The sequence below is a fragment of the Acidovorax sp. LjRoot118 genome (genome assembly GCF_964253575.1).
Taxonomy (GTDB): Bacteria; Pseudomonadota; Gammaproteobacteria; order Burkholderiales; family Burkholderiaceae_C; genus Acidovorax.
This window is the reverse complement of the sequence record NZ_CAXURB020000001.1, coordinates 3,173,547-3,198,276: the sequence shown is the minus strand read 5'-3', so window position 1 is coordinate 3,198,276 and position 24,730 is coordinate 3,173,547. Positions and strand designations below refer to the sequence as shown.

General features: G+C 69.4%; 28 protein-coding genes and 1 tRNA gene. 27 read left to right on the top strand and 2 right to left on the bottom strand.

The genetic code is table 11. The annotated features are described in order from the left end of the window. Position 1 precedes the first annotated feature (1 nt). The 25 genes from ACSQ9E_RS15135 (at position 2) to ACSQ9E_RS15015 (ending at position 21,270) form a co-directional block, all read left to right on the top strand. Entirely contained in the window at positions 2 to 700 is a 699-nt protein-coding gene (locus tag ACSQ9E_RS15135) for a hypothetical protein (RefSeq protein ID WP_428001170.1), read from the top strand. Next, positions 697 to 2,745 carry a hypothetical protein gene (locus ACSQ9E_RS15130; protein ID WP_436218323.1) on the top strand — a complete coding sequence of 683 codons (2,049 nt, stop codon included), beginning with the start codon at positions 697 to 699 and terminating at the stop codon, positions 2,743 to 2,745. The genes ACSQ9E_RS15135 and ACSQ9E_RS15130 overlap by 4 nt, the downstream gene beginning before the upstream one ends. 21 nt (positions 2,746 to 2,766) lie before the next feature. Further along, on the top strand, positions 2,767 to 3,210 hold the full coding sequence (locus ACSQ9E_RS15125; RefSeq protein ID WP_057268228.1) for a hypothetical protein: 444 nt from the start codon (positions 2,767 to 2,769) through the stop codon (positions 3,208 to 3,210). A 5-nt stretch (positions 3,211 to 3,215) separates the two neighbouring features. Then, the gene (locus tag ACSQ9E_RS15120) at positions 3,216 to 3,524 is read left to right on the top strand and encodes a hypothetical protein (protein WP_436218322.1); all 309 of its coding nucleotides are present in this window, start codon (positions 3,216 to 3,218) and stop codon (positions 3,522 to 3,524) included. Positions 3,525 to 3,765: 241 nt separating this feature from the next. Beyond that, the gene (locus tag ACSQ9E_RS15115) at positions 3,766 to 4,527 is read left to right on the top strand and encodes a beta-ketoacyl synthase chain length factor (protein ID WP_436218321.1); all 762 of its coding nucleotides are present in this window, start codon (positions 3,766 to 3,768) and stop codon (positions 4,525 to 4,527) included. Further along, positions 4,520 to 5,296, top strand: coding sequence for a lysophospholipid acyltransferase family protein (locus ACSQ9E_RS15110; RefSeq protein ID WP_436218320.1), 777 nt, complete (start codon positions 4,520 to 4,522; stop codon positions 5,294 to 5,296). The genes ACSQ9E_RS15115 and ACSQ9E_RS15110 overlap by 8 nt, the downstream gene beginning before the upstream one ends. Next, a complete protein-coding gene (locus tag ACSQ9E_RS15105; RefSeq protein WP_057203377.1) occupies positions 5,283 to 5,543 on the top strand; it encodes a phosphopantetheine-binding protein in 261 nt (86 codons plus the stop codon). The genes ACSQ9E_RS15110 and ACSQ9E_RS15105 overlap by 14 nt, the downstream gene beginning before the upstream one ends. 29 nt (positions 5,544 to 5,572) lie before the next feature. Beyond that, the gene (locus ACSQ9E_RS15100; RefSeq protein WP_057203376.1) at positions 5,573 to 5,833 is read left to right on the top strand and encodes an acyl carrier protein; all 261 of its coding nucleotides are present in this window, start codon (positions 5,573 to 5,575) and stop codon (positions 5,831 to 5,833) included. Between the two features lie 23 nt (positions 5,834 to 5,856). Next, entirely contained in the window at positions 5,857 to 6,408 is a 552-nt protein-coding gene (locus tag ACSQ9E_RS15095) for a hypothetical protein (RefSeq protein WP_436178035.1), read from the top strand. A 54-nt stretch (positions 6,409 to 6,462) separates the two neighbouring features. Further along, a complete protein-coding gene (locus ACSQ9E_RS15090) occupies positions 6,463 to 8,175 on the top strand; it encodes an AMP-binding protein (RefSeq protein ID WP_436218319.1) in 1,713 nt (570 codons plus the stop codon). Further along, a complete protein-coding gene (locus ACSQ9E_RS15085) occupies positions 8,172 to 8,948 on the top strand; it encodes a glycosyltransferase family 2 protein (RefSeq protein ID WP_057268223.1) in 777 nt (258 codons plus the stop codon). Before ACSQ9E_RS15090 ends, ACSQ9E_RS15085 begins: the two co-directional genes overlap by 4 nt. Then, positions 8,945 to 9,937, top strand: a complete 993-nt coding sequence (locus ACSQ9E_RS15080) for an LpxL/LpxP family acyltransferase (RefSeq protein ID WP_436218318.1) — start codon at positions 8,945 to 8,947, stop codon at positions 9,935 to 9,937. The genes ACSQ9E_RS15085 and ACSQ9E_RS15080 overlap by 4 nt, the downstream gene beginning before the upstream one ends. 45 nt (positions 9,938 to 9,982) lie before the next feature. Beyond that, entirely contained in the window at positions 9,983 to 10,423 is a 441-nt protein-coding gene (locus tag ACSQ9E_RS15075) for an acyl-CoA thioesterase (protein ID WP_305745369.1), read from the top strand. Next, positions 10,420 to 11,055 (top strand): LolA family protein, encoded by a 636-nt coding sequence (locus tag ACSQ9E_RS15070; RefSeq protein WP_436218317.1) that lies wholly within the window; start codon positions 10,420 to 10,422, stop codon positions 11,053 to 11,055. Before ACSQ9E_RS15075 ends, ACSQ9E_RS15070 begins: the two co-directional genes overlap by 4 nt. Beyond that, positions 11,052 to 13,403, top strand: a complete 2,352-nt coding sequence (locus ACSQ9E_RS15065) for an MMPL family transporter (RefSeq protein WP_436218316.1) — start codon at positions 11,052 to 11,054, stop codon at positions 13,401 to 13,403. Before ACSQ9E_RS15070 ends, ACSQ9E_RS15065 begins: the two co-directional genes overlap by 4 nt. Next, on the top strand, positions 13,403 to 14,677 hold the full coding sequence (locus ACSQ9E_RS15060; protein WP_436218315.1) for an NAD(P)/FAD-dependent oxidoreductase: 1,275 nt from the start codon (positions 13,403 to 13,405) through the stop codon (positions 14,675 to 14,677). Before ACSQ9E_RS15065 ends, ACSQ9E_RS15060 begins: the two co-directional genes overlap by 1 nt. Next, on the top strand, positions 14,674 to 15,258 hold the full coding sequence (locus tag ACSQ9E_RS15055) for a DUF3261 domain-containing protein (protein ID WP_436218314.1): 585 nt from the start codon (positions 14,674 to 14,676) through the stop codon (positions 15,256 to 15,258). The genes ACSQ9E_RS15060 and ACSQ9E_RS15055 overlap by 4 nt, the downstream gene beginning before the upstream one ends. Next, positions 15,258 to 16,454 (top strand): beta-ketoacyl-ACP synthase, encoded by a 1,197-nt coding sequence (locus ACSQ9E_RS15050; RefSeq protein ID WP_436220226.1) that lies wholly within the window; start codon positions 15,258 to 15,260, stop codon positions 16,452 to 16,454. The genes ACSQ9E_RS15055 and ACSQ9E_RS15050 overlap by 1 nt, the downstream gene beginning before the upstream one ends. Before the next feature lie 18 nt (positions 16,455 to 16,472). After that, on the top strand, positions 16,473 to 16,943 hold the full coding sequence (locus tag ACSQ9E_RS15045; protein WP_436218313.1) for an ApeP family dehydratase: 471 nt from the start codon (positions 16,473 to 16,475) through the stop codon (positions 16,941 to 16,943). A 63-nt stretch (positions 16,944 to 17,006) separates the two neighbouring features. Beyond that, on the top strand, positions 17,007 to 17,777 hold the full coding sequence (locus tag ACSQ9E_RS15040) for a 3-ketoacyl-ACP reductase FabG2 (RefSeq protein WP_436218312.1): 771 nt from the start codon (positions 17,007 to 17,009) through the stop codon (positions 17,775 to 17,777). Beyond that, the gene (locus ACSQ9E_RS15035; RefSeq protein WP_436218311.1) at positions 17,774 to 19,027 is read left to right on the top strand and encodes a beta-ketoacyl-ACP synthase; all 1,254 of its coding nucleotides are present in this window, start codon (positions 17,774 to 17,776) and stop codon (positions 19,025 to 19,027) included. Before ACSQ9E_RS15040 ends, ACSQ9E_RS15035 begins: the two co-directional genes overlap by 4 nt. Positions 19,028 to 19,030: 3 nt before the next feature. Beyond that, positions 19,031 to 19,453 (top strand): hypothetical protein, encoded by a 423-nt coding sequence (locus tag ACSQ9E_RS15030; protein ID WP_436218310.1) that lies wholly within the window; start codon positions 19,031 to 19,033, stop codon positions 19,451 to 19,453. Positions 19,454 to 19,533: 80 nt separating this feature from the next. Then, on the top strand, positions 19,534 to 19,962 hold the full coding sequence (locus ACSQ9E_RS15025; RefSeq protein WP_057268212.1) for a hypothetical protein: 429 nt from the start codon (positions 19,534 to 19,536) through the stop codon (positions 19,960 to 19,962). A gap of 97 nt (positions 19,963 to 20,059) precedes the next feature. After that, positions 20,060 to 20,500 carry a hypothetical protein gene (locus ACSQ9E_RS15020; protein WP_057268211.1) on the top strand — a complete coding sequence of 147 codons (441 nt, stop codon included), beginning with the start codon at positions 20,060 to 20,062 and terminating at the stop codon, positions 20,498 to 20,500. Further along, positions 20,497 to 21,270, top strand: coding sequence for a 4'-phosphopantetheinyl transferase family protein (locus ACSQ9E_RS15015; RefSeq protein ID WP_436218309.1), 774 nt, complete (start codon positions 20,497 to 20,499; stop codon positions 21,268 to 21,270). The genes ACSQ9E_RS15020 and ACSQ9E_RS15015 overlap by 4 nt, the downstream gene beginning before the upstream one ends. A gap of 40 nt (positions 21,271 to 21,310) precedes the next feature. On the opposite strand, the gene ACSQ9E_RS15010 is transcribed toward ACSQ9E_RS15015, so the two are convergent. Further along, positions 21,311 to 21,387 (bottom strand) — tRNA-Arg (locus ACSQ9E_RS15010). A 179-nt stretch (positions 21,388 to 21,566) separates the two neighbouring features. On the opposite strand from ACSQ9E_RS15010, the gene ACSQ9E_RS15005 reads away from it, so the two are divergent. After that, positions 21,567 to 22,031: a hypothetical protein gene (locus ACSQ9E_RS15005; RefSeq protein WP_436218308.1), complete on the top strand. Its 465-nt coding sequence runs from the start codon at positions 21,567 to 21,569 to the stop codon at positions 22,029 to 22,031. 13 nt (positions 22,032 to 22,044) lie between these two features. On the opposite strand, the gene ACSQ9E_RS15000 is transcribed toward ACSQ9E_RS15005, so the two are convergent. Then, entirely contained in the window at positions 22,045 to 22,527 is a 483-nt protein-coding gene (locus ACSQ9E_RS15000) for a hypothetical protein (protein ID WP_436218307.1), read from the bottom strand. A 408-nt stretch (positions 22,528 to 22,935) separates the two neighbouring features. Here ACSQ9E_RS15000 and ybaL point away from each other — a divergent pair, with 408 nt between their 5' ends. Beyond that, positions 22,936 to 24,675 carry a YbaL family putative K(+) efflux transporter gene (gene ybaL / locus ACSQ9E_RS14995; RefSeq protein ID WP_057203358.1) on the top strand — a complete coding sequence of 580 codons (1,740 nt, stop codon included), beginning with the start codon at positions 22,936 to 22,938 and terminating at the stop codon, positions 24,673 to 24,675. The last annotated feature ends 55 nt before the right edge of the window (positions 24,676 to 24,730 follow it).

Sequence of the window (24,730 nt, the reverse complement as noted above, 5' to 3'; positions counted from 1 at the left end):
CATGAACTTCCTGCAACTGGCCCGGGCCGTCAAGCGCGAGAGCGGCTTGTCGGGCGGCCCGCCGGCCTCGGCCACTACGGCCAGCGGCGACGATGCCCGCGTGTTCGAGTGGGTGAACTGGGCCTGGCGCGACATCGCGCTGGCGCACGAGTCCTGGTTGTTTCGCCGCGGCGAGGCGCTGGGCCAGGTGGCGGCCGGTGCCCTGCTGATGGTGCCCGAGGCTGCGGCCCCCGGCTTCGCCCTGGCCGACTTCGCCGCCTGGAAGCCTGCGGCCGACGGCTACCGCCCCAGCGCCTGGCGCGTGGCCGACGGGCAGGTGAGCGAGCATGCGCTGGCCTGGCTCGACTACGAGGCGTTCCGCCAGCGCTTTCTGGTGGGTGTGCATGCGCCGGGCGCGCTGCAGTGCTGGAGCATGGCGCCCGGCGGCGAGCTGCTGGTGGGGCCCACGCCCGACGCGGCGCACATGGTGCGCGCGGCCTATGTGAAGGATGTGGTGGACATGGTGCTCGACGCCGACGAGCCGGCCCTGCCGGCGCGCTTTCACAACCTGATCGGCTGGCGCGCGCTGCGCGAGTACGGCGGCTTCGACGCGGCCAGCGAGGTCTACCAGCGCGCCGAGCAGAACTACAGCATGGGGTTTTCGGCGCTGGCGCAGTCGCAGCTGCCCAGGCCCGGCTTCGGTGCGAGGCCCTTGGCATGACCGGCGAGATGCGCATGCCTGCGCTCAAGACCCAGTACTTCCCGCTCGCGGGCGGGCTCGATGCCGAGTCGGCGCAGCTCACCCTGCGCCCCGGCATGGTCACGGGCGCGATCAACTACGAAAGCTCGGCTCTGGAGGGCTATGAGCGCATCGGCGGCTACGAACGCTTTGACGGCCGGCCCCGGCCCAGCGATGCGGCCTTCAAGTGCCTGCGCGCCGCCACCGCCTTCACGGGCCTAGCCGTGGGGCAGACGGTGGCGGGTGCCACCTCGGGGGCCACGGCCCTGGTGCTGGCGCTGCGCAATGCGGCGCAGATGGTGGTGACCAAGCTCACGGGCGCATTCGCCGTGGGCGAGCCGCTCACGGTGGCGGGCAGCGCTGTGGGCGTGTTCGATGGCGATGCCTCGGACATCGACGGTTTTGACGACAACGCCTTTGCGGCGCTGGCCGCCGACCACTACCGCGCGGCCATTGGCGCCGTGCCGGGGTCGGGGCCGCTGCGGGGCATTGCCGTATTGAATGGCACGGTCTACGCCTGGCGCGACAACGTGGCCGCCACGGCCTGCAGCATCTACAAAAGCTCGGCCACCGGCTGGATGCCGGTGTTCCATCACCACGAGCTGGCCTTCACCGGCGGCAGCGGGGCAGAGCCGGCCGTGGGCGCCAACATCACCAAGGGGACCGTGTCCGCGATGGTCAAGCGCGTGGTGGTGGAGTCGGGCACCTGGGCGGCCGGCACGGCCAAGGGGCGCTTCATCGTCACGGCGCCCTCGGGCGGGCCGTTCACCGCAGGCGCCTTCACGGCCGGCGTGGCCGCCACCGCCAGCGGCGCCGAGACGGCCATCACCCAGTTGCCCGGCGGCCGGCTCGACGCCGTGGTCTACAACTTCAACGGCCGGGCCGGGCAGCAGCGCATCTACGGCGCCGATGGCGTGAACCGGGGCTTCGAGTTCGACGGCGAGGTGCTGGTGCCCCTGGCCACCGGCATGGCGGTGGACAAGCCCGTGCACTGCGTGGCGCACAAGAACCACCTGTTCTTCAGCTTCGAGGGCTCGGTGCAGCACAGTGCCGTGGGCGACCCCTGCCGCTGGTCCGCCGTGGTGGGCGCCGCCGAGATCGCGGCCGGCGACGTGGTCACGGGCTTCCAGGTGCTGCCGTCAGACGCAGAGGGCGGCGCGCTGATGGTGTTTGCCGCCGAGCGCACCTGGGTGCTGTACGGCAGCAGCAGTGCCGACTGGCGCTTCGTGAACTTTGCCGACGACGTGGGCGCCCAGCGCGGCAGCGTGCAGAACCTGGGCCGTGTGCTGGTGTTCGACACCCTGGGCGTGGCCGTGGTCAGCGCCACGCAGGCCTTCGGCAACTTCGAGCGGCTGCCGCTGTCCTCGCGCATCCAGCGGTTGCTCAAGGCGCGGCAGGTCACGGCCTCGGTGGTCAACCGGGCCGACAAGCGCATGCGCCTGTTCTTCGCCACGGGTGAGAGCCTGAGCGTCACGCCCATCCCCACGGCCGACGGCGGCAGCGCGCTGGCCTTCATGCCCATCGACTATGGCCGCACGGTGCGCTGCACCTGCGATGCGGTGGTCGGCGGCGAGCCGCGCAACTTCTTCGGCAGCGACGACGGCTTTGTCTACGAGGCCGACCGGGGCCGCAGCTTCGACGGCGCGCAGATCCAGGCCTACCTGCGCCTGGCCTTCAACCACACCAAGAGCCCGATGGAGAAAAAACGCTTTCGCCGCGTGGATCTGGAGAGCAAGAACCGCAGCGCCTGCCGCCTGCTGGTGCAGGGCGAGTACAGCCTGGGAAAGCCCGAGGTGGGCCTGACCGACGTGGTCAACGTGCTGCAGAACGCCGGCGGCGCCTATTACAGCGTGAGCAACTACGGCCAAAGCTACTACAGCGTGCCGGCCAACGTGCTCTCCAAGGTGCGGCTGGACGGCGTGGGCACCGACCTCAGCCTGAACATCGTGAGCACCGCGCGCGACGAGCTGCCGCACACGCTGCAGAGCGTATCGGTGGTGTACACGCCGCGGCGCCTGGACCGATAGCCAACCAATGGAACCACACCCATGGCCAACACCTTCTACCACCGCGTCTTCAACCCGCTGCCCGGCCAGCGCGTGGACGAGCAGGTCCTCAAGGACGAGTTCCAGCGCGTCGAGCTGGGCTTCGACGGCGTGGCCGGGCAGACCGGCCAGCTCGCCACCGGCCTGGCCACCAAGGCCAACCTGGCCGGCGGCAACGCCCTCACGGGGGACCAGTCCGTCACCGGCAACGTCACGGTGACCGGCACCGTCACCGCCGCCACGCCTGTGCCGCCGGGCGACAACAGCCAGGCCCTGGCCAGTACGAACTGGGTGCAGGCCTGGGTCAGCGCCCAGGCGGGCGGGGCCATCGGCCTGCCCGTGTCGCCGGTGCAGGCCCGGCCGCTGGCGCTGTTCGTGGTTGCCGGCGTGCACCAGTGGGCGCCGGTGCAGTCGCGCAGCAAGGTTTTCTTTCTTTCAGGAGCTTGATCGACATGGCCAACGGACGTCTTTTTGCACTGGATCTGGCTGCGGCCACGGCCACCACCCTCTACCAGCCGGCCACGCTGACCGGCACGCTCACGCTGTCGCTGGTCAACCGCAACACCTGGGCCGTGCTGGCCCGGGTGGCGCTGGCCGCCGCGGCCACACCCACCGATGCGGAGTGGATCGAATACGACGTGTACCTGCCGCCCTCGGGCGTGCTCGAGCGCACGGCCATCGTGGTCGGGCCGGGCCAGTACCTGGTGGCCCGGGCCAGCGCGACCGGGGTGTCGGCGGTGGGGTTCGGGTTCGAGGAGTAGGACGCAGTGGGGGCAGGGTAGGGGTGGGGGTGGCGCCCTGTCGCCTGTATGCAACGAAGCGGACCCCACCCGAACGGGTGGGTACTAACCCCTAAACCGTTGCGCCAGCACGCGCAACCCGCACAGGGGTGGGTATTTGTGCTCTTTTGTAACGGTAAAACTGTCGCCCCAAAGGGCCTTTCTGAGATAATTGAACCGTGTGCGCCGTGCACACGCTAACCAATGAAATCAGGAGAGGGCCGTGCGCGCTGCGTTCGCCGTTCGGGCGTGGGCTGCGATAGCACCGGGCCTGCAAAGTCAGGAGCAATGGCTGCAATGGGCCAAGGCCCCGGTGTGCCCCGTGGGGGATACGGCGGTCGAGCTGCCCCACGTGCCCGCCATGTCGCGCCGCCGCCTGGGCCACTTGGCGAAGATGGCCGTTGCCGTAGCCGACACCGTGCTGCCGCCCGCAGACGGCGCCGACATCCCCGTGGTCTGGGCCTCGCGCTATGGCGATGCCGACAAGGCGCTGGCGCTGCTGCGCACCCAGGCCTTGGATGAACCCCTGTCGCCCACCGCCTTCGGCCTGTCGGTGCACAACGCCGTAGGGGCCCAGCATTCCATTTTGCGCGGCATGCGCGCCAACGCGGTCTGCGTTGCCTCCTCGCACTGCGCGCCCGAGGCCGGTGTGGTCGAAGCCCTGGGCCTGCTCAGCGATGCACCTCAGGGTGCGGCCGAGGTGCTGCTGGTCTGCTACGACGAGGTGTTGCCGCCCGACTACGCGGCCTTCCACGACGAGCCCGCAGCCGAATACGCCTGGGCCGCCTTGCTGGCGCCCCTGCAGGCGGGCGAAGCAGGTTTCGTGCTGCAGGCGCTCGACGACGATGCGCCGCAGCGCGAGGGCCAGGCGGGCGCCTTGCCGCACGGGCTCGATGCGCTGCATTTCCTGTTGCAGGGCGAGCGGCAAAGCCTGGTGCGTGGCCATGCCTCGGGCCGATGGATGTGGGAGCGCGTGCATGCTTGAAGTGATCAACCGCGCCTGGCGCATCGTGGCCACGGGGTTCTGCTTTTCCGTGTTCGGCCTGGGCGGCATCGTGCTGGGTATCGTGGTGTGCCCCGTGGCCATGCTCTTCGTGCGCGGTGCCGCGCGCCAGCAGCAGCTGTCGCAGACCATCATCCATTACTGCTTTCGCGGCTTCGTGGGGCTGATGAACTGGGTGGGCGTGATCTCCTACGAGGTGCATGGCGCCGAGCGCCTGAATCGCCGGGGCCTGTTGATCCTGGCCAACCACCCCTCGCTGATCGACGTGGTGTTCCTGATCTCCTTCGTGCGCCATGCGGACTGCATCGTCAAGGCGGCGCTGGCGAGCAACCCCTTCACGCGCGGCCCCATCCGGGCGGCGGGCTTCATCACCAATGGCGATGGTGCGGGGCTGCTGGAGGACTGCGTGCGTTCGCTCAAGGACGGCAACAACCTCATCATCTTTCCCGAAGGCACGCGCACGCCGCTGCAGGGCGCCAACCGGCTGCAGCGCGGCGCCGCCCATGTGGCGGTGCGCGGGCGCATCGACATCACGCCCGTGCACATCCACAGCAGCCTGCCCATGCTGACCAAGGGCACGCCGTGGTGGAAGGTGCCCGTGCGCAAGCCGCACTTCACCATCGAGGTGCAGCCCGACATCGCGGTGCAAGAATTCTGTGACTCGGCCGCCAGCGAAACGCTGGCTGCGCGCCATGTGACCGAGCACCTGTCCGTACAACTATTCAGGGGACCTGCCCGTGCTTCAACTTGAGCAAGAAATCAAAGAAATCATCATCTCCAGCCTGGCGCTCGAAGATATCGCGCCCGAGGACATCGACGCGGCAGCGCCGCTGTTCGTCGAAGGCCTGGGCCTGGATTCGATCGACGCGCTGGAGCTCGGCCTGGCCCTGCAAAAGCGCTATGGCCTGAGCATGTCGGCCGACTCGGAGCAGACGCGCAAGCACTTTGGCAGTGTGCAGGCGCTGGCCGCCTTCGTGGCCGCCAGCCGCACGCACTGAACCGGGCGGCCTTCACGGAAAAATCCAACATGAACAAAGAAGCCATCTACGAACGCATCGCCGCCATCCTGCGCGAGACGTTTGAAATCGACGCCGCCCGCATCACCCCCGAGGCCCGCCTGTACGACGACCTGGACATCGACAGCATTGACGCCGTGGACCTGATCGTGCAGCTCAAGCCCTGGGTGGGCAAGCGCCTGAACGCCGACGCCTTCAAGTCCGTGCGCACCGTGCAGGACGTGGTCGACGCGCTGCACCATCTGGTGAACGACGCCGCCCCCGCTTCCTGAGACGGTTCGGCAACCTGCCCGCCATGCACAAGATCGTGACCGCCGTGCTGGTGGTGCTGACGGTGCTGTACCCGCTGGGCGTGTACCTGGCCATGGGCCACGTGGCGCCGCAGTGGCTGGCCGTGCTGCTCGTGGCGCTGGCCGTGCTGCGCGCCCTGGTCACGCGCCAGCGCTTCTGGTGGGCCGTGGCCTCGGGCGCGGCGGTGCTGGCGCTGGCCGCCTGGTGGCAGGGCGATGCGCTGGCCGTCAAGCTCTACCCGGTGCTGGTCAACGCCGTGCTGCTGGTGGTGTTTCTGGTCAGCCTGCGCCACCCGCCCACGGTGGTCGAGCGCCTGGCCCGGCTGACCGAGCCCGACCTGCCCGCAGCCGGGGTACGCTACACCCGCAAGGTGACGGCCGTGTGGTGCGTGTTCTTTGTGGCCAACGGCGCGGCGGCGGCCTACACCGCCGCCTTCAGCAGCGATGCCACCTGGGCGCTGTACAACGGGCTCATCGCCTATGTGCTGATGGGCTGCCTGATGGGCACCGAGTGGTGTGTGCGCCAGTGGGTCAAGCGCCGTGGCGCGCTGGCCTGAGTTTGAATTTCCCGTCCCTGTCCAACAACTCCAAGAATCCAGGAATCGAGCAAAGTGAACGCATTTACAGCGCTGTCTGAAGTGGCCTTGCCGCAGGCACGTGCCGCCGCGCATGCGGTGGCGGCTATCGGCGGTCGTACGGTGCAGCACGCCGACTGGGTGCTGTCCGTGCAGGCCTGGTGCGCCGCCTTCCAAAAGGTGCAGGGCACCGAGGTGGGCCTGTATTTCGACGACCCGCTGGCCTTTGCCGCAGCCCTCTGGGGCGCCTGGCACGCGGGCAAGACCCCGGTGCTGGCCAGCGACCTGCAGCCGCACACCCTGGCGCACCTGCTGCCCCAGGTGCAGGCCTGCGCGGGCCTGCTGCCCGGTGCCTTGCAGCCCGATGCAGCCGCTGCCCCGGCCGTGGTGTTGCAGCCCCTGTCGCTGCGCGCGGCGCAGGTGGTGCTGTTCACTTCGGGCTCCACGGGCGTGCCCGAGCGAATCGTCAAGTATTTATCGCAGCTCGATGCCGAGGTGCATGCGCTGCAGGCCGTGTTCGGCCCCATGGCGGATGTGCCGGGCCTGCGCACGCTGGCCACCGTGTCGCACCAGCACATCTACGGTCTGCTGTTCCGCGTGCTGTGGCCGCTGGCGGCTGGCCGGCACCTGGGCACCGGGTTTCTGCGCTACCCCGAAGAACTGGTGGCCCAGCTCTCGCAGCCCGGCCCCAAGCTCTTGATCTCCAGCCCCGCCATGCTCAGCCGCCTGCCGGATGCGCTCGACTGGGCGGTGGCATCCCAGGGCCTGCGCGGCGTTTTTTCATCGGGCGGCCCCCTGCCGCCCGAGGCCTCAGCGCACTGCCTGGCGCTGCTCGGCCATTCGCCCACCGAAGTCTTCGGCAGCTCCGAGACCGGTGGCATCGCCTGGCGGCGCAGGGCAGAGCAGGGCGATGCCTGGCAGCCCCTGCCGGGTGTGCAGGTGCGCCTGGCCGACAGCGGCTGCCTCTCGGTGCGCTCGGGCCACCTGCCCGATGCCGATGCCTGGTGGGAGACCGCCGACCGGGCGCTGCCGCAGGATGGCGGCGCCGGCTTCGTGCTGCAGGGCCGGGCCGACCGCATCGTGAAAATCGCCGAAAAGCGCATCTCGCTGACCGCCATGGAAACCACGCTGCTGGCCAGCGACTGGGTGGCCGCGGCCCGGGCCGTGGTGCTCGAAGCGCCGCCCGCCGCCGACCGCGTGGGCATGGTGCTGGCGCTCAGCGACGCCGGCTGGCAGGCGCTGCAGCAGCGAGGGCGCCGCGGCCTGGGTGCCGCACTGCGCGCGATGCTGGAGCCTTGCGTGGACCGCGTGGCCCTGCCGCGCAGCTGGCGCTACGTGCTGCGCATGCCGCAGAACGCGCAGGGCAAGACCACGCAGCACGACCTGCTGGCGCTGTTTCGCCCGCTCATGCCGCAGCCGCTGTGGACGGAGCGCGGCGACCTGCGGGCCACGGCCACGCTGCAGGTCGACCCCGGGCTGCGCGTGCTCGACGGGCATTTCCCCGGCGCGCCCATCGTGCCCGGCGTGGCGCAGCTGCACTGGGTGGTGACCCTGGGCACACAGGCCTTCGGCATCCCGGCGGCCTTCATGCGCGCCGAGGTGGTCAAGTTCCAGCAGCCTATCCTGCCCGGCACCAGCGTGCAGGTGCAGCTGCAATGGGTGCCCGACAAGGGCCAGCTGCAGTTCTCGCTCACGTCCCACCGAGGCCCGCACGCCAGTGGCCGCCTGGTGCAGGGAGGTGCTGCATGACGCACGCCGCATTCAACCCCGTCGCCATCATCCCCGTCTACAACCACCCCACCACCATCGCCCGCATGGTGCAGGGCGTGCTCGGTGCGGGCCTGCACTGCATTCTGGTCGACGACGGCTCCGAGCCCGGCTGCGCCGCCGTGCTCGACGCGCTGGCCGTGCAGCACGGCGCACAGCTCACCTTGCTGCGCCTGCCGCAGAACCAGGGCAAGGGCGGCGCCGTGATGACCGGCATGCGCCATGCGCTGGCGGCAGGCCACAGCCACGCCCTGCAGATCGATGCCGACGGCCAGCACGCCGTGGCCGACATCCCCGCCTTCATCGCGCTGGCCCGCGCACAGCCCGGCACCATGGTCTGCGGTGCGCCGCGCTACGATGCCAGCGTGCCCAAGGCGCGCCTGTACGGTCGCTATGCCACGCATGTGTGGGTGTGGATCAACACCTTGTCGCTGGACATCGAGGATTCGATGTGCGGCTTTCGCGTCTACCCGCTGCGCGAGGCCATCGGCGTGATGGACGGCGCGCGCATCGGCAAGCACATGGAGTTCGACACCGAGATCCTCGTACGCATGCACTGGAAGGGCGTGCCCTTCGTCACCCAGCGCACGGCCGTGACCTATCCGCAGGACGGGCTCTCGCACTTTCGCGTGTGGCGCGACAACGTGCTCATCTCGGGCATGCACACGCGGCTGTTCGGCGGCATGCTGCTGCGCAGCCCCCTGCTGCTGGCGCGCAAGCTCGTGGGGCGGCGCCGTACCGGGCACGCGGCATGACGGCACCGGCGCCCGACGCCAAAACTGCTGCCGCAGCGGCCGAAGCGCCGCACTGGGCGCAGATGGGCGAGAACACCTTCGTCGCCGGCATGTGGCTGCTGTACCAGGTGCACCGGTTCCTCGGGCGCTGGCCGTTTCTGCTGTGCCTGTACCCCATCGTCGCCTACTACTGGCTGGCCAGCCCGGTGGCGCGTCGCTCGTCGCTGCAGTACCTGCAGCGCATGCAGGCGGCCCACGGCCTGTGGCCTGCCGTGCCGGGCTGGCGCCAGAGCCAGCGGCACTTTCGCATGTTTGCGCAGGTGATTCTCGACAAGCTGCTGGCCCTCACCGGGCGCTACCGCTTCGACCGCGTGGCCTTCACCGGGCGCGAGCAGTTCAGTGCGCTGCTCCAGCAGCAGGGCCGGGGCGCCGTGGTGGTCACCGCGCACATGGGCTGCATCGAGCTGTGCCGGGCCATTGCCGAGCGGCACGCGGGCATGCGCCTGAGCATTCTGGTGCACACGGCCCATGCGGAGCGCTTCAACCGCGTGCTGCAGCGCCTGGCGCCCGACAGCGGCGTGCAGCTGCTGCAGGTGACCGAGTTCAACGCCGCCACGGCCATGATGCTCGGCGAGCGCGTGGCCCGCGGCGAGCTCATTGCCATTGCCGGCGACCGCGTGCCCGTGCGCGAGGGCCGCGTCACGCATACCACCTTCCTCGGGCACCAGGCGCCTTTCCCCTGCGGGCCCTACGTGCTGGCCTCGGTGCTCGAATGCCCGCTGTATTTCATGGGCTGCGTGCACGATGGCGCAGGCTACGCGGTCGAATTCGTGCCGCTGGCCGAGCGCGTGCTGCTGCCGCGAGCCCGGCGCGAGCAGGCGTTGGCCGAGTATGCGGGCCTGTTCGCCCAGCAGCTCGAACGCATGCTGCGCAAGGCGCCCTACGACTGGTTCAATTTTTTCCCCTTCTGGGATCAGGCCGCCCCCGCGCGCCCGGTCCCCGCTGCATGATTGCCTGCATGACCCCATTTTTCACGCCCGCCCGGAGGCTGCCGCATGTCCACTGAGAAAGAGCTGGCCTCACGCGAGCGGCTCAGCCATGAGATCGAGATCACCCCCGCGTTCTACGACATCGACGTGATGGAGATCGTCTACCACGGCCACTACGTGCGTTTTCTCGAACTGGCGCGCAGCGCGCTGCTCGCCAAATTCGACTACGACTACCCGCGCATGCGCGAATCGGGCTACGGCTGGCCCGTGGTGGACATGCGCCTCAAATACGTGCGCCCGGCCACCTTCGGCCAGGTGCTCAAGGTGCGCGCCACCATCACCGAGTGGGAGAACCGCCTGCGCATCGACTACCTGATCAGCGACGCCGCCACGGGCCAGAAGGTCAACAGCGCCCACACCATCCAGGTGGCGGTGGACATGCAGACCCGTGCCATGTGCTTCGTCTGCCCGCCGGTGCTGTGGGAACGGCTGGGGGTGGCGCCATGAGGTTCGCGAAGTGGACACGCAGCCTTGCCCTGGCTTTGTGCAGTCTGGTGCTCGTGCCGGCCCATGCGGCAGAACCTGCCGCGCAGGAGCTGCTCGCCCAGGTGCGCCAGCGCGTGCACGACGCGCCCGTGGTGCGCGGCGGCTTCGAGCAGCTCAAGACCGTCAAGGGCTTCAAGCAGTCGCTGCGCTCCAGTGGCGACTTCGTCGTGGCGCGCGGCAAGGGCATCGTCTGGCATGTGCTCAAGCCCTTCGAGTCCACCCTGGTGGTGCGGCCCGACAGCCTGCAGTCGCGCGGCAGCGACGGCAAGCTCACCACGCAGATGCGCGCGCAGGACGAGCCCGTGCTGCGCACCGTCAACGCCATGCTGTTCGCCGTCATGTCGGCCAACCTGGCAGAGCTGGCCCAGCACTTCGAGGTGACGGGGCAGGTGGCGGCCAAGGGCTGGTCGCTGCACCTAGTGCCGCGCGACCCCACGCTGGCCCAGTGGCTGGCCTCGGTGGAGCTGCAGGGCAACCAGTTCGTGCAGGAGGTCAAACTGCAGGAGGCGCGCGGCGATGCCAGCGTGATCCGCATCGTCGCGCCCGTGGCCGAGAACGCGCTGCGCCCGCAGGACGCGGCGCAGTTCGAATGACGGCGCACACCCCGGCGGCGGACGCACCGCCCGGCTGGCTCTGGCGCACGGCCGCGCTGGCCTGGCTGCTGGTGATCGTCGCCGTGGGCGTGCACCAGTGGCAGTTCTGGACGCACGACGGCATCGACACCGACGTGATGGCCTTGCTGCCTGTGAACGAGCAGGCACCCGACGTCGCCCTGGCCACCGAGCAACTGGTGGGCCAGATGTCGCGCCAGGTGGTGGTGCTGCTGGGCGCGGGCGAGTGGGGCGATGCACGCTCCGCCGTGCAGGTGTTCCGCCAGTCCCTGGCCACCGGGGCCGGTGCGCGCCTGCGCGAGGACCCCATCGCGCAAAAGACCTCCATGGAGGCCGCGCTCGGCTTCTACCAGCCCTGGCGCGAGCGTTTGCTCACCCCCGCGCAGCGCGCCATGCTGGCCGGCACGCCCGACGCCGCGCTGGTGCAAAAGGCGCTGCAGGACCTGTACCAGCCCGCCGTGCAGGCCCGCCTGTCCGACTGGGTGAGCGACCCCCTGGGCCTGTGGACGCAGTGGTGGGCCGCGCGCGGCGCGCAAAGCCAGGCCCGCCCGCGCGATGGCGAGCTGTGGGTGGCGGCCGACGGCCAGCAATGGGCCGTGCTGCAGTTCACGCTGGAGGGCTCGGCCTTTCGCCTCTCCGGCGAACCCCTGCTCGATGGCGCCTTGCAGACTGCACTGGCCCAGGTGCGCGCGAAGTGGCCCGGCGCCCGCATGGTCACGGCCGGCGTGCCCCTGCACGCCGAGGCCGCCGCAGTGCAGGCCAACTGGGAGATCAACACCATCGGCTGGGGCTCGCTGGCCGGCGTGCTGCTGCTGGCCTGGCTGGCGTTCCGCTCGCTGCGGCCGGTGGCGCTGGTGGGCGTGTCGCTGCTGGTGGGCTGCGCGGTGGCCCTGTCGGTCACGGCGCTGTTCTTCGGGCAGGTGCACCTCTTGACCCTGGTGTTCGGCGCCAGCCTGGTGGGCGTGGCGGAAGACTATGGCATCCACTACTTCGCCAGCCGCCAGGGCGCACCCGGGCGCAGCCCGCATGGGCAGATGCGCGGGCTGATGCCAGCGCTGTGGCTGGCCCTGGGCACCAGCGCCATCGCCTACCTGGCGCTGGGCGCAGCGGCCTTCCCGGGCCTGCGGCAGATGGCGGTGTTCTCGGTGGTGGGGCTCACGGCCGCCATGCTCACCGTGGTCTGCTGGTTCCCCTGGCTTGACCGGGGCACCATGCCGCACAGCCCCGTGGCCCAGCGCATCGGCCAGACGCTGATGGCCTGGCCGCGCTGGCGCCATGCGCTGCCCGGCTCGGCCCTGGTGTGCGTGGCCATGGCGCTGCTCTTGTGGCTGCTGGGCGGCCTGCGCGCGCAGGACGACGTGCGCCAGCTGCAGAACGCATCCACCCCGCTCGTGGCACAGCAGCGCCAGGTGGGCGAGGCCCTGGGCCTGCCCAGCCCCGCGCAGTTCTACCTGGTGCAGGGCAGCACGCCCGAGCAGGTGCTGCAGCGCGAGGAGGACCTCAAGGACCGGCTCGACGCGCTGGTGGCGCGCCAGCTGCTGGTGGGCTACAGCGGTGTATCCGACTGGGTGCCTTCGGCCCGGCGCCAGGACAGTGATGCCCAGCTGGTGGCCCGCGCGCAGGAGGCCGTGTTCAAGGGCGTGAACGCCGAGCTCGGTGAAAGCTTTGCCCGGCCCGCCACGCCGCCGCCCGCGCCCATCACCGTGCAGGCCTGGCTGGCGCAACCCATCTCGGCCGCCGCGCGGCCGCTGTGGCTGGGCGAGCGCGACGGCAGCTACCGCAGCCTGCTGATGCTGCGCGGCGTGCGGGACCTCGCATCGCTGCCCGCGCTGGCCGGGGCTGCCGAGGGCCTGGAAGGCGTGGCCTGGGTCGACAAGCCCGCCGAGATATCGGGCCTGCTGCAGCGCTACCGCATCTCCATGACCGAGCTGCTGCTGCTGGGCCATGTGCTGGTGCTGGCCGCCCTGTGGCTGCGCTTTGGCCGCAAGGCCTGGCGCGCCTGGATGCCCACCGTGCTGGCCAGCCTGGTGGTGGTGTGCGTGCTCACCGCCTTTGGCGCACCCTGGCAGCTGTTCAACGTGCTGGCGCTGATGCTGCTGCTGGGCGTGGGTATCGACTACGGTATCTTCCTGCAGGAGCATGAGGACGACCCCCATGCCTGGCTGGCGGTGGTCATTGGCGCCGGCAGCACCTGGCTGTCGTTCGGGCTGCTGGGGCTGTCGGCCACGCCGGCACTCAAGGCCTTTGGCCTCACACTCATGCTCGGCCTGCCGCTGGTGCTGGTGCTGGCGCCGCTGTTTCGCGGCGCCACGGACAACAAGGAACTTTGATGCAACAACGTCGGATGGAACAGACCGAGGTGCTGATCGTGGGCGCGGGCCCCTCGGGCGCCGTGGCCGCCGGCCTGCTGCGCAAGCAGGGCCGCCAGGTGCTGGTCCTGGAGAAGGAGACCTTTCCGCGCTTTTCGATCGGCGAGAGCCTGCTGCCGCAGAGCATGGCCTACATCGAAGAGGCCGGCATGCTGCAGGACGTGGTGGAGGCAGGCTTCCAGTACAAGAACGGCGCGGCCTTCGCCAAGGGCGGGCTGCGCACCGACTTCGACTTTCGCGACAAGTTCTCGCCCGGCTGGGGCACCACCTACCAGGTGCAGCGCGGCGACTTCGACAAGGTGCTGGCCGATGCCGCGGCAAAGGCCGGCGCCGAGGTGCGCTACCGCCACACGGTGACCGCCGTGGACGTGTCGGGCGAGCGGCCCGAGGTGTCGGTCACCTCGCCCGAGGGCGAGGAATACACCGTGCAGGCGCGCTTCCTGCTCGACGCCAGCGGCTTCGCGCGCATCCTGCCGCGCATGCTGCAGCTGGAGCGCCCGTCCGACTTCCCGGTGCGCGGGGCGCTGTTTACCCACATACAGGACGGCATCGCCCATGGCGACATGGACCGCAGCAAGATCCTGATCACCGTGCACCCGGTGCACCACGAGGTGTGGTTCTGGACCATTCCCTTTTCCGGCGGCCGCTGCTCGCAGGGCGTGGTGGCCACGCCCGAGTTCCTGGCGCGGTATGAGGGCAGCGAGGTCGAGCGCCTGCGCGCCATCATCGCCGAGACCCCGAGCCTGGCCCACGTGCTGCGCAACGCCGTGTGGGACACGCCGGGCCGCTCCATCACCGGCTATGCGGCCAACGTCACCGCGCTGTGGGGCAAGGGCTTTGCGCTCCTGGGCAATGCGGGAGAGTTCCTCGACCCGGTGTTCTCCAGCGGCGTGACCATCGCCGTCACCTCGGCCAGCCTGGCCGCGCGCTGCATCGCGCGTGCCTGGCGCGGCGAGGCCGTGGATTGGCAGCAGGACTACGCCGTGCCGCTGCAGGCGGGGGTGAACACCTTCCGCGCCTTCGTGCAGGGCTGGTACGACGGGGGCTTTCAGGACGTGATCTTCCACGACCGGCACAGCCCCGAGATCCGCCGCATGATCGCCTCCATCCTGGCCGGCTACGCCTGGGACGCGAAAAACCCCTATGTCGCCGAGCCGCAGCGCCGCCTGCAGGTGCTGGGCGAGGTGTGCCGGCAGCAGCGGCAGGCGCCAGGCCAGGGGGCTGTGCCTGCATGAACCCCGTGCGAATTCCTGGGGGTCTGGCCGCCGCAGTGTGTGCCCTGCTGCTCGCAGGCTGTGCATCGCCGGGCGCCCCCGATGCCATGCGCAGCCCCCTGCTGGCCCTGGCGCCCGCGGCCCTGCGCTGCGAGGTCGCCGTGCAGCAGCGCCTCACCGTGGAAGTGCCCGGCCGGCCCGCGCAGCAGCTCGAAGCCCTGCTCGAGGTGGATGCCGAGGCTGTGCGCCTGGCCTTCTTCGTGATGGGGCAGGGCATGGGCACCCTGGTGTGGGACGGCTGGCAGTGGGACAAGCAGCTCTCGCGCCACTGGCCCGCGCAGCTCGCGCCCGAGCAGGTGCTCAGCGACCTGCAACTGGCCTTCTGGCCCGCGCGCGCCGTGCAGCGCGCCGTGCAGCCGCCCTGGAGCGTGGAGGCATCTGCCACCGGGCGCCGCCTGCTGCGCGACGGCCGCGAGCAGGTGCGTGTGCAGTTCATCGGCAATTCGGCCGTCGAGATCATCTACCCTGGCGGGCCCTTCACCTTGCGCGTCGAATCGCCCGGGGGCTCCCAACTGTGCGCCCCGGCGCAGGAGCCTTCGTGATCACCCGCCCGCATGTCTATTTGAACGCCGCGTCGGCGTACAGCGCGCTGGGCCTCAGCGCGCAAGCGATGCGTGCCAACCTCTTCACCGCCACCGATCCGCAGACCCTGCAGCGAACCGACCGCTATTCCCCCGGCCGCACCCTGCCGCTGGGCTGCCTGCCCGAGGGCGCTGTGCTGCCCGCACTCGACTTTGCGCCGCCGCACCAGCGCTCGCGCAACAACGCACTGGCCTGGGGCGCCGTGCAGGCGCTGCAGGGCCCGGTGGCGCAGGCCATTGCCCGCTGTGGCCCCACGCGCGTGGCCCTGGTGGTGGGCACCAGCACGGCGGGCATCGAAGAGGGCGAGGCGGCTGCCCGCCACCTGGCGCGCGAAGGGTGCTTTCCCCCCGGCTTCGAGTACCCCGTGCAGGAGATGGGCAACGTGGCCACTTTCCTGGCCCAGCACCTGGGCATCCGCGGGCCCGCGCACACCATCTCCACCGCCTGCTCCTCGGGCGCCAAGGCCCTGGCCTCGGCCGCGCGGTTGCTGCAGTCGGGCATGGCCGATGCGGTGGTGGCTGGCGGCGTCGACGCGCTGGGCCGCTTCACCGTGGGCGGGTTCAGCGCGCTGGAGGCCGTGTCCGCCGAGCGCTGCAACCCCCTGTCGGCCAACCGCCGGGGCATCAACCTGGGCGAGGCGGCCGCCTTCTTCGTGCTGAGCCGCGAGGCGGGCCCCGTGCGCCTGGCCGGCTGGGGCGAATCGCAGGACGCGCACCACATGTCCGCCCCCGACCCCACGGGCCAGGGCGCCGTGGCGGCCATGCAGCAGGCGCTGGCGCGCGCCGGCATGCCGCCGGCCGCCGTGGACTATGTCAACCTGCACGGCACGGCCACGCTGCACAACGACGCCATGGAGAGCCGGGCGGTGCAGGCCGTTCTGGGCCTGGATGTCGCGGTAAGCTCCACCAAGCCGCTCACCGGCCATTCCCTGGCCGCCGCCGGCGCGCTGGAGGCCGCCGTGGCCTGGCATGTGCTGCAGCACAATCCGCAGGGCGTATTGCCCGTGCACTGGTGGGATGGCGTGGCCGACCCCACCATGCCGGCCCTGGCCGCCGTGGCGCCCGGCATGCAGCTGGGGCGCACGGCGCGCGTGGTGATGAGCAACTCCTTTGCCTTTGGCGGCAGCAACAGCACCTTGCTGTTCGAGGCCGCTTGATAGAGTGACGACAAGCCGATGAGCAGTGAACTTCTACCCATAGAGAACTACGTGCCCCACCGCAGCGCCATGCTGCTGCTGGACCGCCTGCTGGCCGCCGACGAAGAGAGCGCCGTTGCCGAGGTCACGGTGCCGCGCGACGGGCTTTTCATGCACGACGCCGGCATGCCCTCGTGGGTGGGCATCGAGTACATGGCGCAGACGGTGGCGGCCTGGGCCGGCTGGCGTGCGCTGCAAAAGGGCAGGGCGGTACAGATCGGTTTTCTGCTCGGCTCGCGCCGGTACGAGACCGCGCAGCCCTTTTTTTCGCCCGGTACCCGCCTCACCGTCAGCGTGCGCTGCGAGCTGCTGGGCGACAACGGCCTGAGCATGTTCGACTGCCGGATCGAAGCCGATGGTGCGAAAGAGTTGGCAACCGCGCGCATTTCCGTCTTTGAGCCGGTCGACGGGAACGCCTATATTCCACCATCGCCCGCCACGGGCCAGTGACCGGGCCCGCCAGGCCCAAGGCAAGCCCACCTCCACACAGACAACAGGCCATCGATACCGAGAATGAACGAGTTGACGAAGACAACCACACCACCAGCGCCCACTGCTGCCACCACCGTGTTGGTGACGGGCTCCAGCCGGGGCATAGGCCGCGCCATCGCGCTGCGCCTGGCGCGTGGCGGCCATGACATCGTGGTGCACTGCAGGAGCGGCATGGACCAGGCACACAGCGCCGTGGCCGAGATACAGGCCCTGGGCCGCAGTGCGCGTGTGCTGCAGTTCGACGTGGCCGACCGCGACGCCTGCGCCGCCGCGCTGGAGGCAGACATCGAAGCCCATGGTGCCTACTACGGCGTGGTCTGCAATGCCGGCATCGCCATGGACAACGCCTTCCCCGCCATGACCGGCGAGGAGTGGGACCGCGTGGTGCACACCAACCTCGACGCCTTCTACAACGTGCTGCATCCGCTGGTGATGCCCATGGTGCGCCGGCGCAAGCCCGGGCGCATCGTCACGCTGGCATCGGTTTCGGCGCTCATGGGCAACCGGGGCCAGGCCAACTACAGCGCGGCCAAGGCTGGCGTGATCGCCGCCACCAAGTCGCTGGCCATCGAGCTGGCCAAGCGCGACATCACTGTCAACTGTGTGGCCCCGGGCCTGATCGACACCGAAATGGTCAGCGAAGAGGTGCTGGAGCACGCGCTGGCGATGATTCCCATGCGCCGCATGGGCACGGTGGACGAGGTGGCCGGCGTGGTCGCCTTCCTGCTGGGCCCCGAGGCCTCGTACATCACGCGCCAGGTGATCTCGGTCAATGGAGGGATGGTCGGATGAGCACTTCAACAACAACAGGCAAGAAGCGCGTGGTCGTCACCGGCATCGGCGCCCTGAGCCCGCTGGGCAACGACTGGGCCACGGTGCGCACCCAGTTGCTCAGTGGCCGCAACGTGATCCGCGTGATGCACGAGTGGGAAGGCTACGAGGGCCTGAGCACCCAGCTGGGCTGCACCGTGGCGCCCTTCGAGCTGCCCGCGCACTACAACCGCAAGACCATGCGCAGCATGGGCCGCGTGGCGCTCATGGCCACCCGTGCCACCGAGATCGCGCTGGAGAACGCCGGCCTGCTGGGCGACCCCTTCGTCAAGAGCGGGCACATGGGCGTCTCCTACGGCTCCTCGGCCGGCACGCCGGCCGCCATCGGCGACTTCGGCCGCATGATGGCCGAGAAGAGCACCGAGGGCATCAACGCCAACACCTACATCAAGATGATGTCGCACACCGCCCCGGTGAACATGGGCGTGTTCTTCGGCGCCACGGGCCGCGTCATCACCACCTCCAGCGCCTGCACCTCGGGCAGCCAGGGCCTGGGCTATGCCTACGAGGCCATCCAGAGCGGCAAGCAACTGGCCATGCTGGCCGGTGGCGCCGAAGAGCTCGACGCCACCCAGGCGGCGGTGTTCGACACCCTGTTCGCCACCAGCACCAAGAACGGCACGCCCGAGCTTACGCCCCGGCCCTTCGACGCCCACCGCGACGGATTGGTGCTGGGCGAGGGCGCCTGCACCTTCGTGCTCGAAGAGCTCGAACATGCCCAGGCGCGCGGCGCACAGATCCTGGGCGAGATCGTCGGCTTTGCCACCAATTCCGACGGCACCCACGTCACCCACCCCAACCCGGTCACCATGGCCCAGGCCATGCGCATGGCATTGGCCGATGCCGGCCTGGCGCCCGAGGCCATCGGCTACATCAACGCCCACGGCACGGCCACGGACCAGGGCGACATCGCCGAAACCACCGCCACGCACGCGGTGTTTGGTGGCGCGGTGCCCGTGAGCACCCTCAAGGGCTACATGGGCCACACCCTGGGCGCCTGCGGCGCGCTGGAGGCCTGGATGACACTGGAGATGATGCGCGAGGGCTGGTTCGCACAGAACGCCAACCTCACCGAGCCCGACCCGCGCTGTGGCGCGGTGGACTTCATCATGGGCCAGGCGCGACAGCTCGATACCGACGTGGTGATGAGCAACAATTTTGCGTTCGGCGGCATCAACACATCCTTGATATTCAAACGTTGGAGGGAGTAAGCAATGGGAATCGAGAAATCCTTCGCCCGGGGCAGCGCCCTGGCCATCGGTGCCGTGCTGGCACTGGCCTTGCACAGCGGCGCGGCCCATGCGCGCGCCGAAGCACTCGTCGATGCACCGCGGGTCGTCTTCTCGAGCGCCTACGTGCCCAGCGAGGCGCAGGTGCGCGAACGCATCATCCTGGCTGGCCAGTCGCTGGGCTGGGCCGTGGCACGCGAAACCCCGGGCACGCTGGAGCTGCAGTACGACAAGAACGGCAAGCACATGGCCGCCATCGTGGTGCGCTACGACCACACCGGCTACAAGATCGACTACCTGAACAGCTACAACCTCAACTACGCCGAGGGGGGGAATGGTCGCCTGATCCACCCCAACTACAACCGCTGGATCCGCAACCTCATGCAGCGCATCAGCGGCGGTGCCTGAATCCCGACGCGCAGCGCCGGGGTAAGCCAACCATTTGAAACCGCCCCTCCCACGCGGAGAGGCACCACAGGAGAATCCGCATGAAGCAATGGATCGTGGCACTGGCCGCGCTGTCGGCCCTGGGCGCGGTGCACGCCCGCAATACCGTTCTGACACTGCCCCTGGACGAGGTGGTGCGCATGGGCGTGGAGCAGGGCAAGCTTGACGGCAGCGTCAAGTTCTACCTCTCGGGCGCCAAAACGCCCCGGGTCAGCGCCCGCCTGGGCGAAGACATCGCCAACAAGAAGACCAACGGCGTGGGCAAGGACGATGCCTATGGCTGCAAGTGGGCGGCGCTGTCGGCGCTGATCGCTTTCCAGGAATCGGCCAAACAAAAGGGCGCCAACGCGGTGGTGGACCTGCACAGCTACTACAAGCGCGCCACCGTCAAGGACCCGGTCAGCTACCAGTGCCATGCCGGCGCGGTCGTGATCGGCGTGACGCTTAAGGGCACATTCGCCAAGGTGTGAAGCCACCCGCCGGGTGGCCTTGCCGCCCGGGCCCGCGCGCGCCCCGGCCATCCATCCATCCATCAAAACAAAGAGATCGAAAAGAGGGAAGCAAAGCATGACCATCAAGAAAACGATCCTTGCACTGGCCCTACTGGCTGGCGCAAGCATGGCCGCCCACGCAGAAAAGGTACTGCTGCTGCCCCTGGAAGAGGCCGTGCAACTGGGCCTGGAGCTCAAGAAGCTCGACGGCAGCGTCAAGTTCTACCTGTCGGGTGCGCCCACGCCCGAGGGCGGCACCGCCATCGGTGAAGAAACCGCCAACCGCAAGACATCCTCCGGCGGCCGGACCAAGGAAGAGGCCTGCCACTGGGTGGCCCTGTCCACGCTGATCTCGCTCGAAGAATTCGCCAAGAAGCGCGGCGCCAACGCCGTGGTGGACCTGCACAGCACCTTCAAGGGCAAGGTCTACAAGGACCCGGTCAACTACGAATGCCACGCGGGCAGCATGCTCACGGGCGTGACCTTCAAGGGCACCTACGTCCGTTTCGGGCAGTGACGACTACCACCCCGGCGCTGCAACTGCTGCTCGCCGCACAGGCCCCTTTGGCGGCCCGCGCGCAGCAGCAAAACGCACCGGAGTGGCTGACGGAGAGTGAAACGGCCCGGCTGGCCGGCATGCAACACCCGGCCCGGCGCCAGGAGTTCATCGCCTGCCGTTACGCCCTGCGCCACCAGCTGGCCATGGCCCGCGGCACCACCCCCGACCACTGGCGGCTGGACGCGCCCGAGGGCAGGGCGCCGCACCTGAACGCGCAGCACCATGGCGATGAAGCAGCAGCCGCCACCCACTTGTCCCTGTCGCACAGCGGCGCCTGGCTTGCCTGCGCGGCGGCCCCGCACCCGGTGGGTATCGACCTGGAGGTGAAAGACCTGCACGCCAGCCGGCGCGATGTGCTCGCCCTGGCCGGCATGGCCTGCACGCCAGGGGAGTTGGCGCAGCTGCAGGCGCTGGACGATGGCCCTGCACGCCAGCGCCACTTCCTGCAGATCTGGAGCCTCAAGGAGGCCTATTTCAAATGCACGGGGACAGGCGTGGATTTCGCGGCGATCCGGCGCATCGAGTGCCAGCCTGCGGGCCTGCCCAGCCAGGGCCAAGTTCTGGCGCATGCCAGCGCATGGCACGGCGCCACGGGGGGCGGCCATGCAGTGCTGTTGTCGGTGTGCGTGCTGGGGCCCGGGGGCTTGCCGCCATGTTCCCTGCAGGTCGATGCGGACGTCGCATGGCAGGACGAAGGCGACTGGCGCCTGGTGGCGTTGCCGGGCTGACGGCTGCGCGCGCGGCGCCAGTATGGGCGTATGAGGAATGTGGCCTGCCCGGAGGGACTCGAACCCCCGACCTATAGCTTAGAAGGCTATTGCTCTATCCAGTTGAGCTACGGGCAGACAGCGCCAACCTTGCGTTTGGCGCTACTATTTTGATGGCGTCCGCGGGGCGATCCGCGAATCCAAGCTGTGCAGGTACCGAATGATACCCGTTCGGGCACTCTGGATCGGCCAAACGGCAGGCCGGGCTGCTCTGCCCAATCCGCAAGAGCATTGAATGATTGATTGAAGGAGGGTGCATGCAAGGATCGGAAGACAGCTGGGCTGCGGCCATGAAAGAGGCGGAGTCTCCCGCAGACCGGGATCCGGCGCTGTGGGCCAAGTGCTTTGCCGAAACCGAAGGCGACGAGCAGCGCGCCAAGGCGGCCTATATGCGGGCCAAGGTGGCGGGCAGCACGCCGCCATCCGCTGCGGCGGCTGCAGAAGAGCCGACAGCCGCCAAGCCCCGCAAGAAGCGGCTGTTGCCCTGGTGGGGCTGGGTCCTGCTCGCCCCGGTGATCGCCATCGGGGGCCTCATGCTGATCGGGGCCCTGATGCCGAACAACCCGGACCGCGATGCGCGCTGGCGGGCGCAAGACGCCATCAAACTGTGTTGGAGCGAGCAGGGCCGCAAATCCCTGGACGCGTCGACGGCGCGGTTCGTTGCGGGCGCCTGCGAAAAGATGGAGCGCGACTACGAAGCCCGTTGGGGGCGCAAGCCCTAACCGATCCGCCGCGCTACCATCCGCCCCGCACACTCAGGCAGCTCACCTCGTTCTTGGTGTGCAGCAGCTTGCTCGGCGGTACCACCACCACTGCCTGGGCGTTCTTGCGCAGGGGCTTTCTGAGCAGAACATGCACGGTATTGGGGGGCTTCGCCTTTTGGGAGCAGCTGTCGACCCAGAAGTCCAGCACCAGGCCCGTGATCGTGCGGCCGGTGCCGTTCTCGATGTGGACGAAGGTGGTGTCGTCCTCGTACTGCCACCAGGTCTGCGAGTCGTTCACATCGCCCACGTCGAAGACCTTGCGCTCGGTGGTGGGGACGATGCGAGCGCGGATTTCAGCGAGCTTGCCCTCGTTCACCTGGTCCTGCAGTTCCTCCACGCGATCATGGTAGCTCTGGGTGAGCTTGGGCGCAGCCTTGGCTGCCGGTGCCGCCGCCTGCTGGGCCCAGGACGGTGCGGGCGATGCCAGCACCAGCGCCAGCGCGAGACCGGCCATGGCCAGGAATCCATGAGGGTGGCGGGAGAGGGGGCTAGGAGCGTGCGCGGCAGAAGGAGCATCGGCTGCAACGCCCGATAAACCGGTCTCGCCGGGTATCACCTCTGGCGCCCAGGGGTCCACCCTGGGCTTGTCGGTACTACCCAACGATCCTCGGTTTTCGGACGTTTCGCTTCGATGCCTTCTGCCGCGCACGCTCCTAGCGCCATGCCCGGCGGGGCAGGGCAGGGGGGTGGTGGTCAGTGGGAGCATGGGGTGAATTTCAGGGCGCAGCATTGCCCTTGATTTTTGCACCGCGCGTGCTTGCGGTTATAAGATTGCTGACCGCTTGTGTGAACTAAGGCACGCTATTTGCCTGCGTGTTCCAGGCAAGCACCCGCCCAGTTTTTTCCACCGCCTTTCACCACCATGCCCCACAGCGTCAACCTCATCCACACCATCGCAGCCGCGCTCGGGCTGGCGCTGGCGCTGGGGTTTGTCGCCACGCGGCTGCGCCTGCCGGCGCTGGTGGGCTACCTGCTGGCCGGGGTGGTGATCGGGCCGTTCACGCCGGGCTTCGTGGCCGATGCGGCCATGGCCAGCCAACTGGCCGAGATCGGCGTGATGCTGCTGATGTTCGGCGTGGGGCTGCACTTTTCTCTCGGTGACCTGCTGGCGGTGCGCAAGATCGCCGTGCCGGGGGCCGTGGTGCAGATCATGGTGGCCACGCTCATGGGCATGGGCCTGGCTTACTGGTGGGGCTGGGGCCTGGGCGGGGCGCTGGTGTTCGGCCTGTCGCTATCGGTGGCCAGCACAGTGGTGCTGCTGCGCGCGCTCGAAACCCTGGGCATCCTCGAGACGTACACCGGCCGCATCGCGGTCGGCTGGCTGGTGGTCGAAGACCTGGTCATGGTGCTGGTGCTCGTGCTGCTGCCGCCGCTGGCCGGCGTGCTGGGCGGCAACGGGGCCAGTGCAGATGCCTCGGACCTGGCCAAGACCCTGGGGCTCACCCTGCTGCAGGTGGGCGGCTTCGTGGTGCTGATGCTGGTGGTGGGGCGCCGCGTGTTTCCCTGGGTGCTGTGGCAAGTGGCCCGCACCGGCTCGCGCGAGCTGTTCACGCTGTGCGTGGTGGCCGCGGCCGTGGGCATCGCCTTCGGCTCGGCCGCGCTGTTCGGCGTGTCGTTCGCGCTGGGGGCCTTCTTCGCGGGCATGGTGATGCGCGAGTCGGAGTTCAGCCACCGCGCCGCGCAGGAATCCTTGCCCCTGCGCGACGCCTTTGCCGTGCTGTTCTTCGTCTCCGTGGGCATGCTCTTCAACCCCGCCGTGCTGTGGGACCGCCCCCTGCAGGTGCTGGCCGTGGTGGCCATCATCATGGTCGGCAAGACCCTCGCGGCCGCAGCCCTGGTGCTGTCGTTCCGCTACCCGCTCAACACCGCGCTCACCGTCTCGGCCAGCCTGGCGCAGATAGGGGAGTTCTCGTTCATCCTGGTGGGCCTGGGCGCGTCGCTGGGCCTGCTGCCGGCCGAGGGCACGAGCCTGGTGCTGGCCGGCGCGCTGATCTCCATGGCGCTCAACCCCATGCTGTTCCACGCCATCGCACCGCTGCAGGGCTGGCTGCGCACGCGCTCGGCCCTGGCGCGCCGGCTCGAAGAGCGCGACGACCCCCTGGCCGAGCTGCCCATGACCACGCACGCCAAGTTCCTCGCGCACCAGGTGGTGCTGGTGGGCTACGGCAAGGTCGGCCGCCGCCTGGCCGCCGCATTGGCCGCCAACGACGTGCCCTTCGTGGTCGCCGAGCAAAACCGCGAGCTGGTCGAAGCCCTGCGCGCCAAGGGCATCGCCGCTGTGTTCGGCGACGCGGTGGAGCCCGCCGTGCTCATCCAGGCCCACATCGCCCGCGCCGCCATGCTGGTCATCGCCACGCCCGACACCTTGAAGGTGCGCCAGATGATCGCCACCGCCAAGCTGCTCAACCCCATGATCGAAACCGTCATCCGCAGCCACAGCGAGCAAGAGGCGCGCTTGCTGGAGGAAGAGAACGGCAGCACCGTCTTCCTCGCCGAAGAAGCCCTGGCCCAGGCCATGGTGCGGCATGTGATCGACCGTGCGAACGACATGGCGCGGCATGGGACGGCGACGACGCCGGCGCGCTTGCATGGGTCGGGGTGAGGGGCTGTTCTGGTGCTGTTGCGCGATCCAGTGATGGATGGCAGGTTTCGGCCAG

Excerpts from the sequence above, each read along its gene's own strand:
- ACSQ9E_RS15060 (WP_436218315.1), top strand. The coding sequence starts at position 13,403 with ATGCAACAACGTCGGATGGAACAGACCGAGGTGCTGATCGTGGGCGCG.
- ACSQ9E_RS15085 (WP_057268223.1), top strand. The coding sequence starts at position 8,172 with ATGACGCACGCCGCATTCAACCCCGTCGCCATCATCCCCGTCTACAAC.
- ACSQ9E_RS15020 (WP_057268211.1), top strand. The coding sequence starts at position 20,060 with ATGACCATCAAGAAAACGATCCTTGCACTGGCCCTACTGGCTGGCGCA.
- ACSQ9E_RS15025 (WP_057268212.1), top strand. The coding sequence starts at position 19,534 with ATGAAGCAATGGATCGTGGCACTGGCCGCGCTGTCGGCCCTGGGCGCG.
- ACSQ9E_RS15005 (WP_436218308.1), top strand. The coding sequence starts at position 21,567 with ATGCAAGGATCGGAAGACAGCTGGGCTGCGGCCATGAAAGAGGCGGAG.
- ACSQ9E_RS15100 (WP_057203376.1), top strand. The coding sequence starts at position 5,573 with ATGAACAAAGAAGCCATCTACGAACGCATCGCCGCCATCCTGCGCGAG.
- ybaL (WP_057203358.1), top strand. The coding sequence starts at position 22,936 with ATGCCCCACAGCGTCAACCTCATCCACACCATCGCAGCCGCGCTCGGG.
- ACSQ9E_RS15030 (WP_436218310.1), top strand. The coding sequence starts at position 19,031 with ATGGGAATCGAGAAATCCTTCGCCCGGGGCAGCGCCCTGGCCATCGGT.
- ACSQ9E_RS15000 (WP_436218307.1), bottom strand. The coding sequence starts at position 22,527 with ATGGCCGGTCTCGCGCTGGCGCTGGTGCTGGCATCGCCCGCACCGTCC.
- ACSQ9E_RS15110 (WP_436218320.1), top strand. The coding sequence starts at position 4,520 with ATGCTTGAAGTGATCAACCGCGCCTGGCGCATCGTGGCCACGGGGTTC.
- ACSQ9E_RS15045 (WP_436218313.1), top strand. The coding sequence starts at position 16,473 with ATGAGCAGTGAACTTCTACCCATAGAGAACTACGTGCCCCACCGCAGC.
- ACSQ9E_RS15135 (WP_428001170.1), top strand. The coding sequence starts at position 2 with ATGAACTTCCTGCAACTGGCCCGGGCCGTCAAGCGCGAGAGCGGCTTG.
- ACSQ9E_RS15040 (WP_436218312.1), top strand. The coding sequence starts at position 17,007 with ATGAACGAGTTGACGAAGACAACCACACCACCAGCGCCCACTGCTGCC.
- ACSQ9E_RS15065 (WP_436218316.1), top strand. The coding sequence starts at position 11,052 with ATGACGGCGCACACCCCGGCGGCGGACGCACCGCCCGGCTGGCTCTGG.
- ACSQ9E_RS15035 (WP_436218311.1), top strand. The coding sequence starts at position 17,774 with ATGAGCACTTCAACAACAACAGGCAAGAAGCGCGTGGTCGTCACCGGC.
- ACSQ9E_RS15125 (WP_057268228.1), top strand. The coding sequence starts at position 2,767 with ATGGCCAACACCTTCTACCACCGCGTCTTCAACCCGCTGCCCGGCCAG.
- ACSQ9E_RS15075 (WP_305745369.1), top strand. The coding sequence starts at position 9,983 with ATGTCCACTGAGAAAGAGCTGGCCTCACGCGAGCGGCTCAGCCATGAG.
- ACSQ9E_RS15095 (WP_436178035.1), top strand. The coding sequence starts at position 5,857 with ATGCACAAGATCGTGACCGCCGTGCTGGTGGTGCTGACGGTGCTGTAC.
- ACSQ9E_RS15055 (WP_436218314.1), top strand. The coding sequence starts at position 14,674 with ATGAACCCCGTGCGAATTCCTGGGGGTCTGGCCGCCGCAGTGTGTGCC.
- ACSQ9E_RS15070 (WP_436218317.1), top strand. The coding sequence starts at position 10,420 with ATGAGGTTCGCGAAGTGGACACGCAGCCTTGCCCTGGCTTTGTGCAGT.
- ACSQ9E_RS15130 (WP_436218323.1), top strand. The coding sequence starts at position 697 with ATGACCGGCGAGATGCGCATGCCTGCGCTCAAGACCCAGTACTTCCCG.
- ACSQ9E_RS15120 (WP_436218322.1), top strand. The coding sequence starts at position 3,216 with ATGGCCAACGGACGTCTTTTTGCACTGGATCTGGCTGCGGCCACGGCC.
- ACSQ9E_RS15080 (WP_436218318.1), top strand. The coding sequence starts at position 8,945 with ATGACGGCACCGGCGCCCGACGCCAAAACTGCTGCCGCAGCGGCCGAA.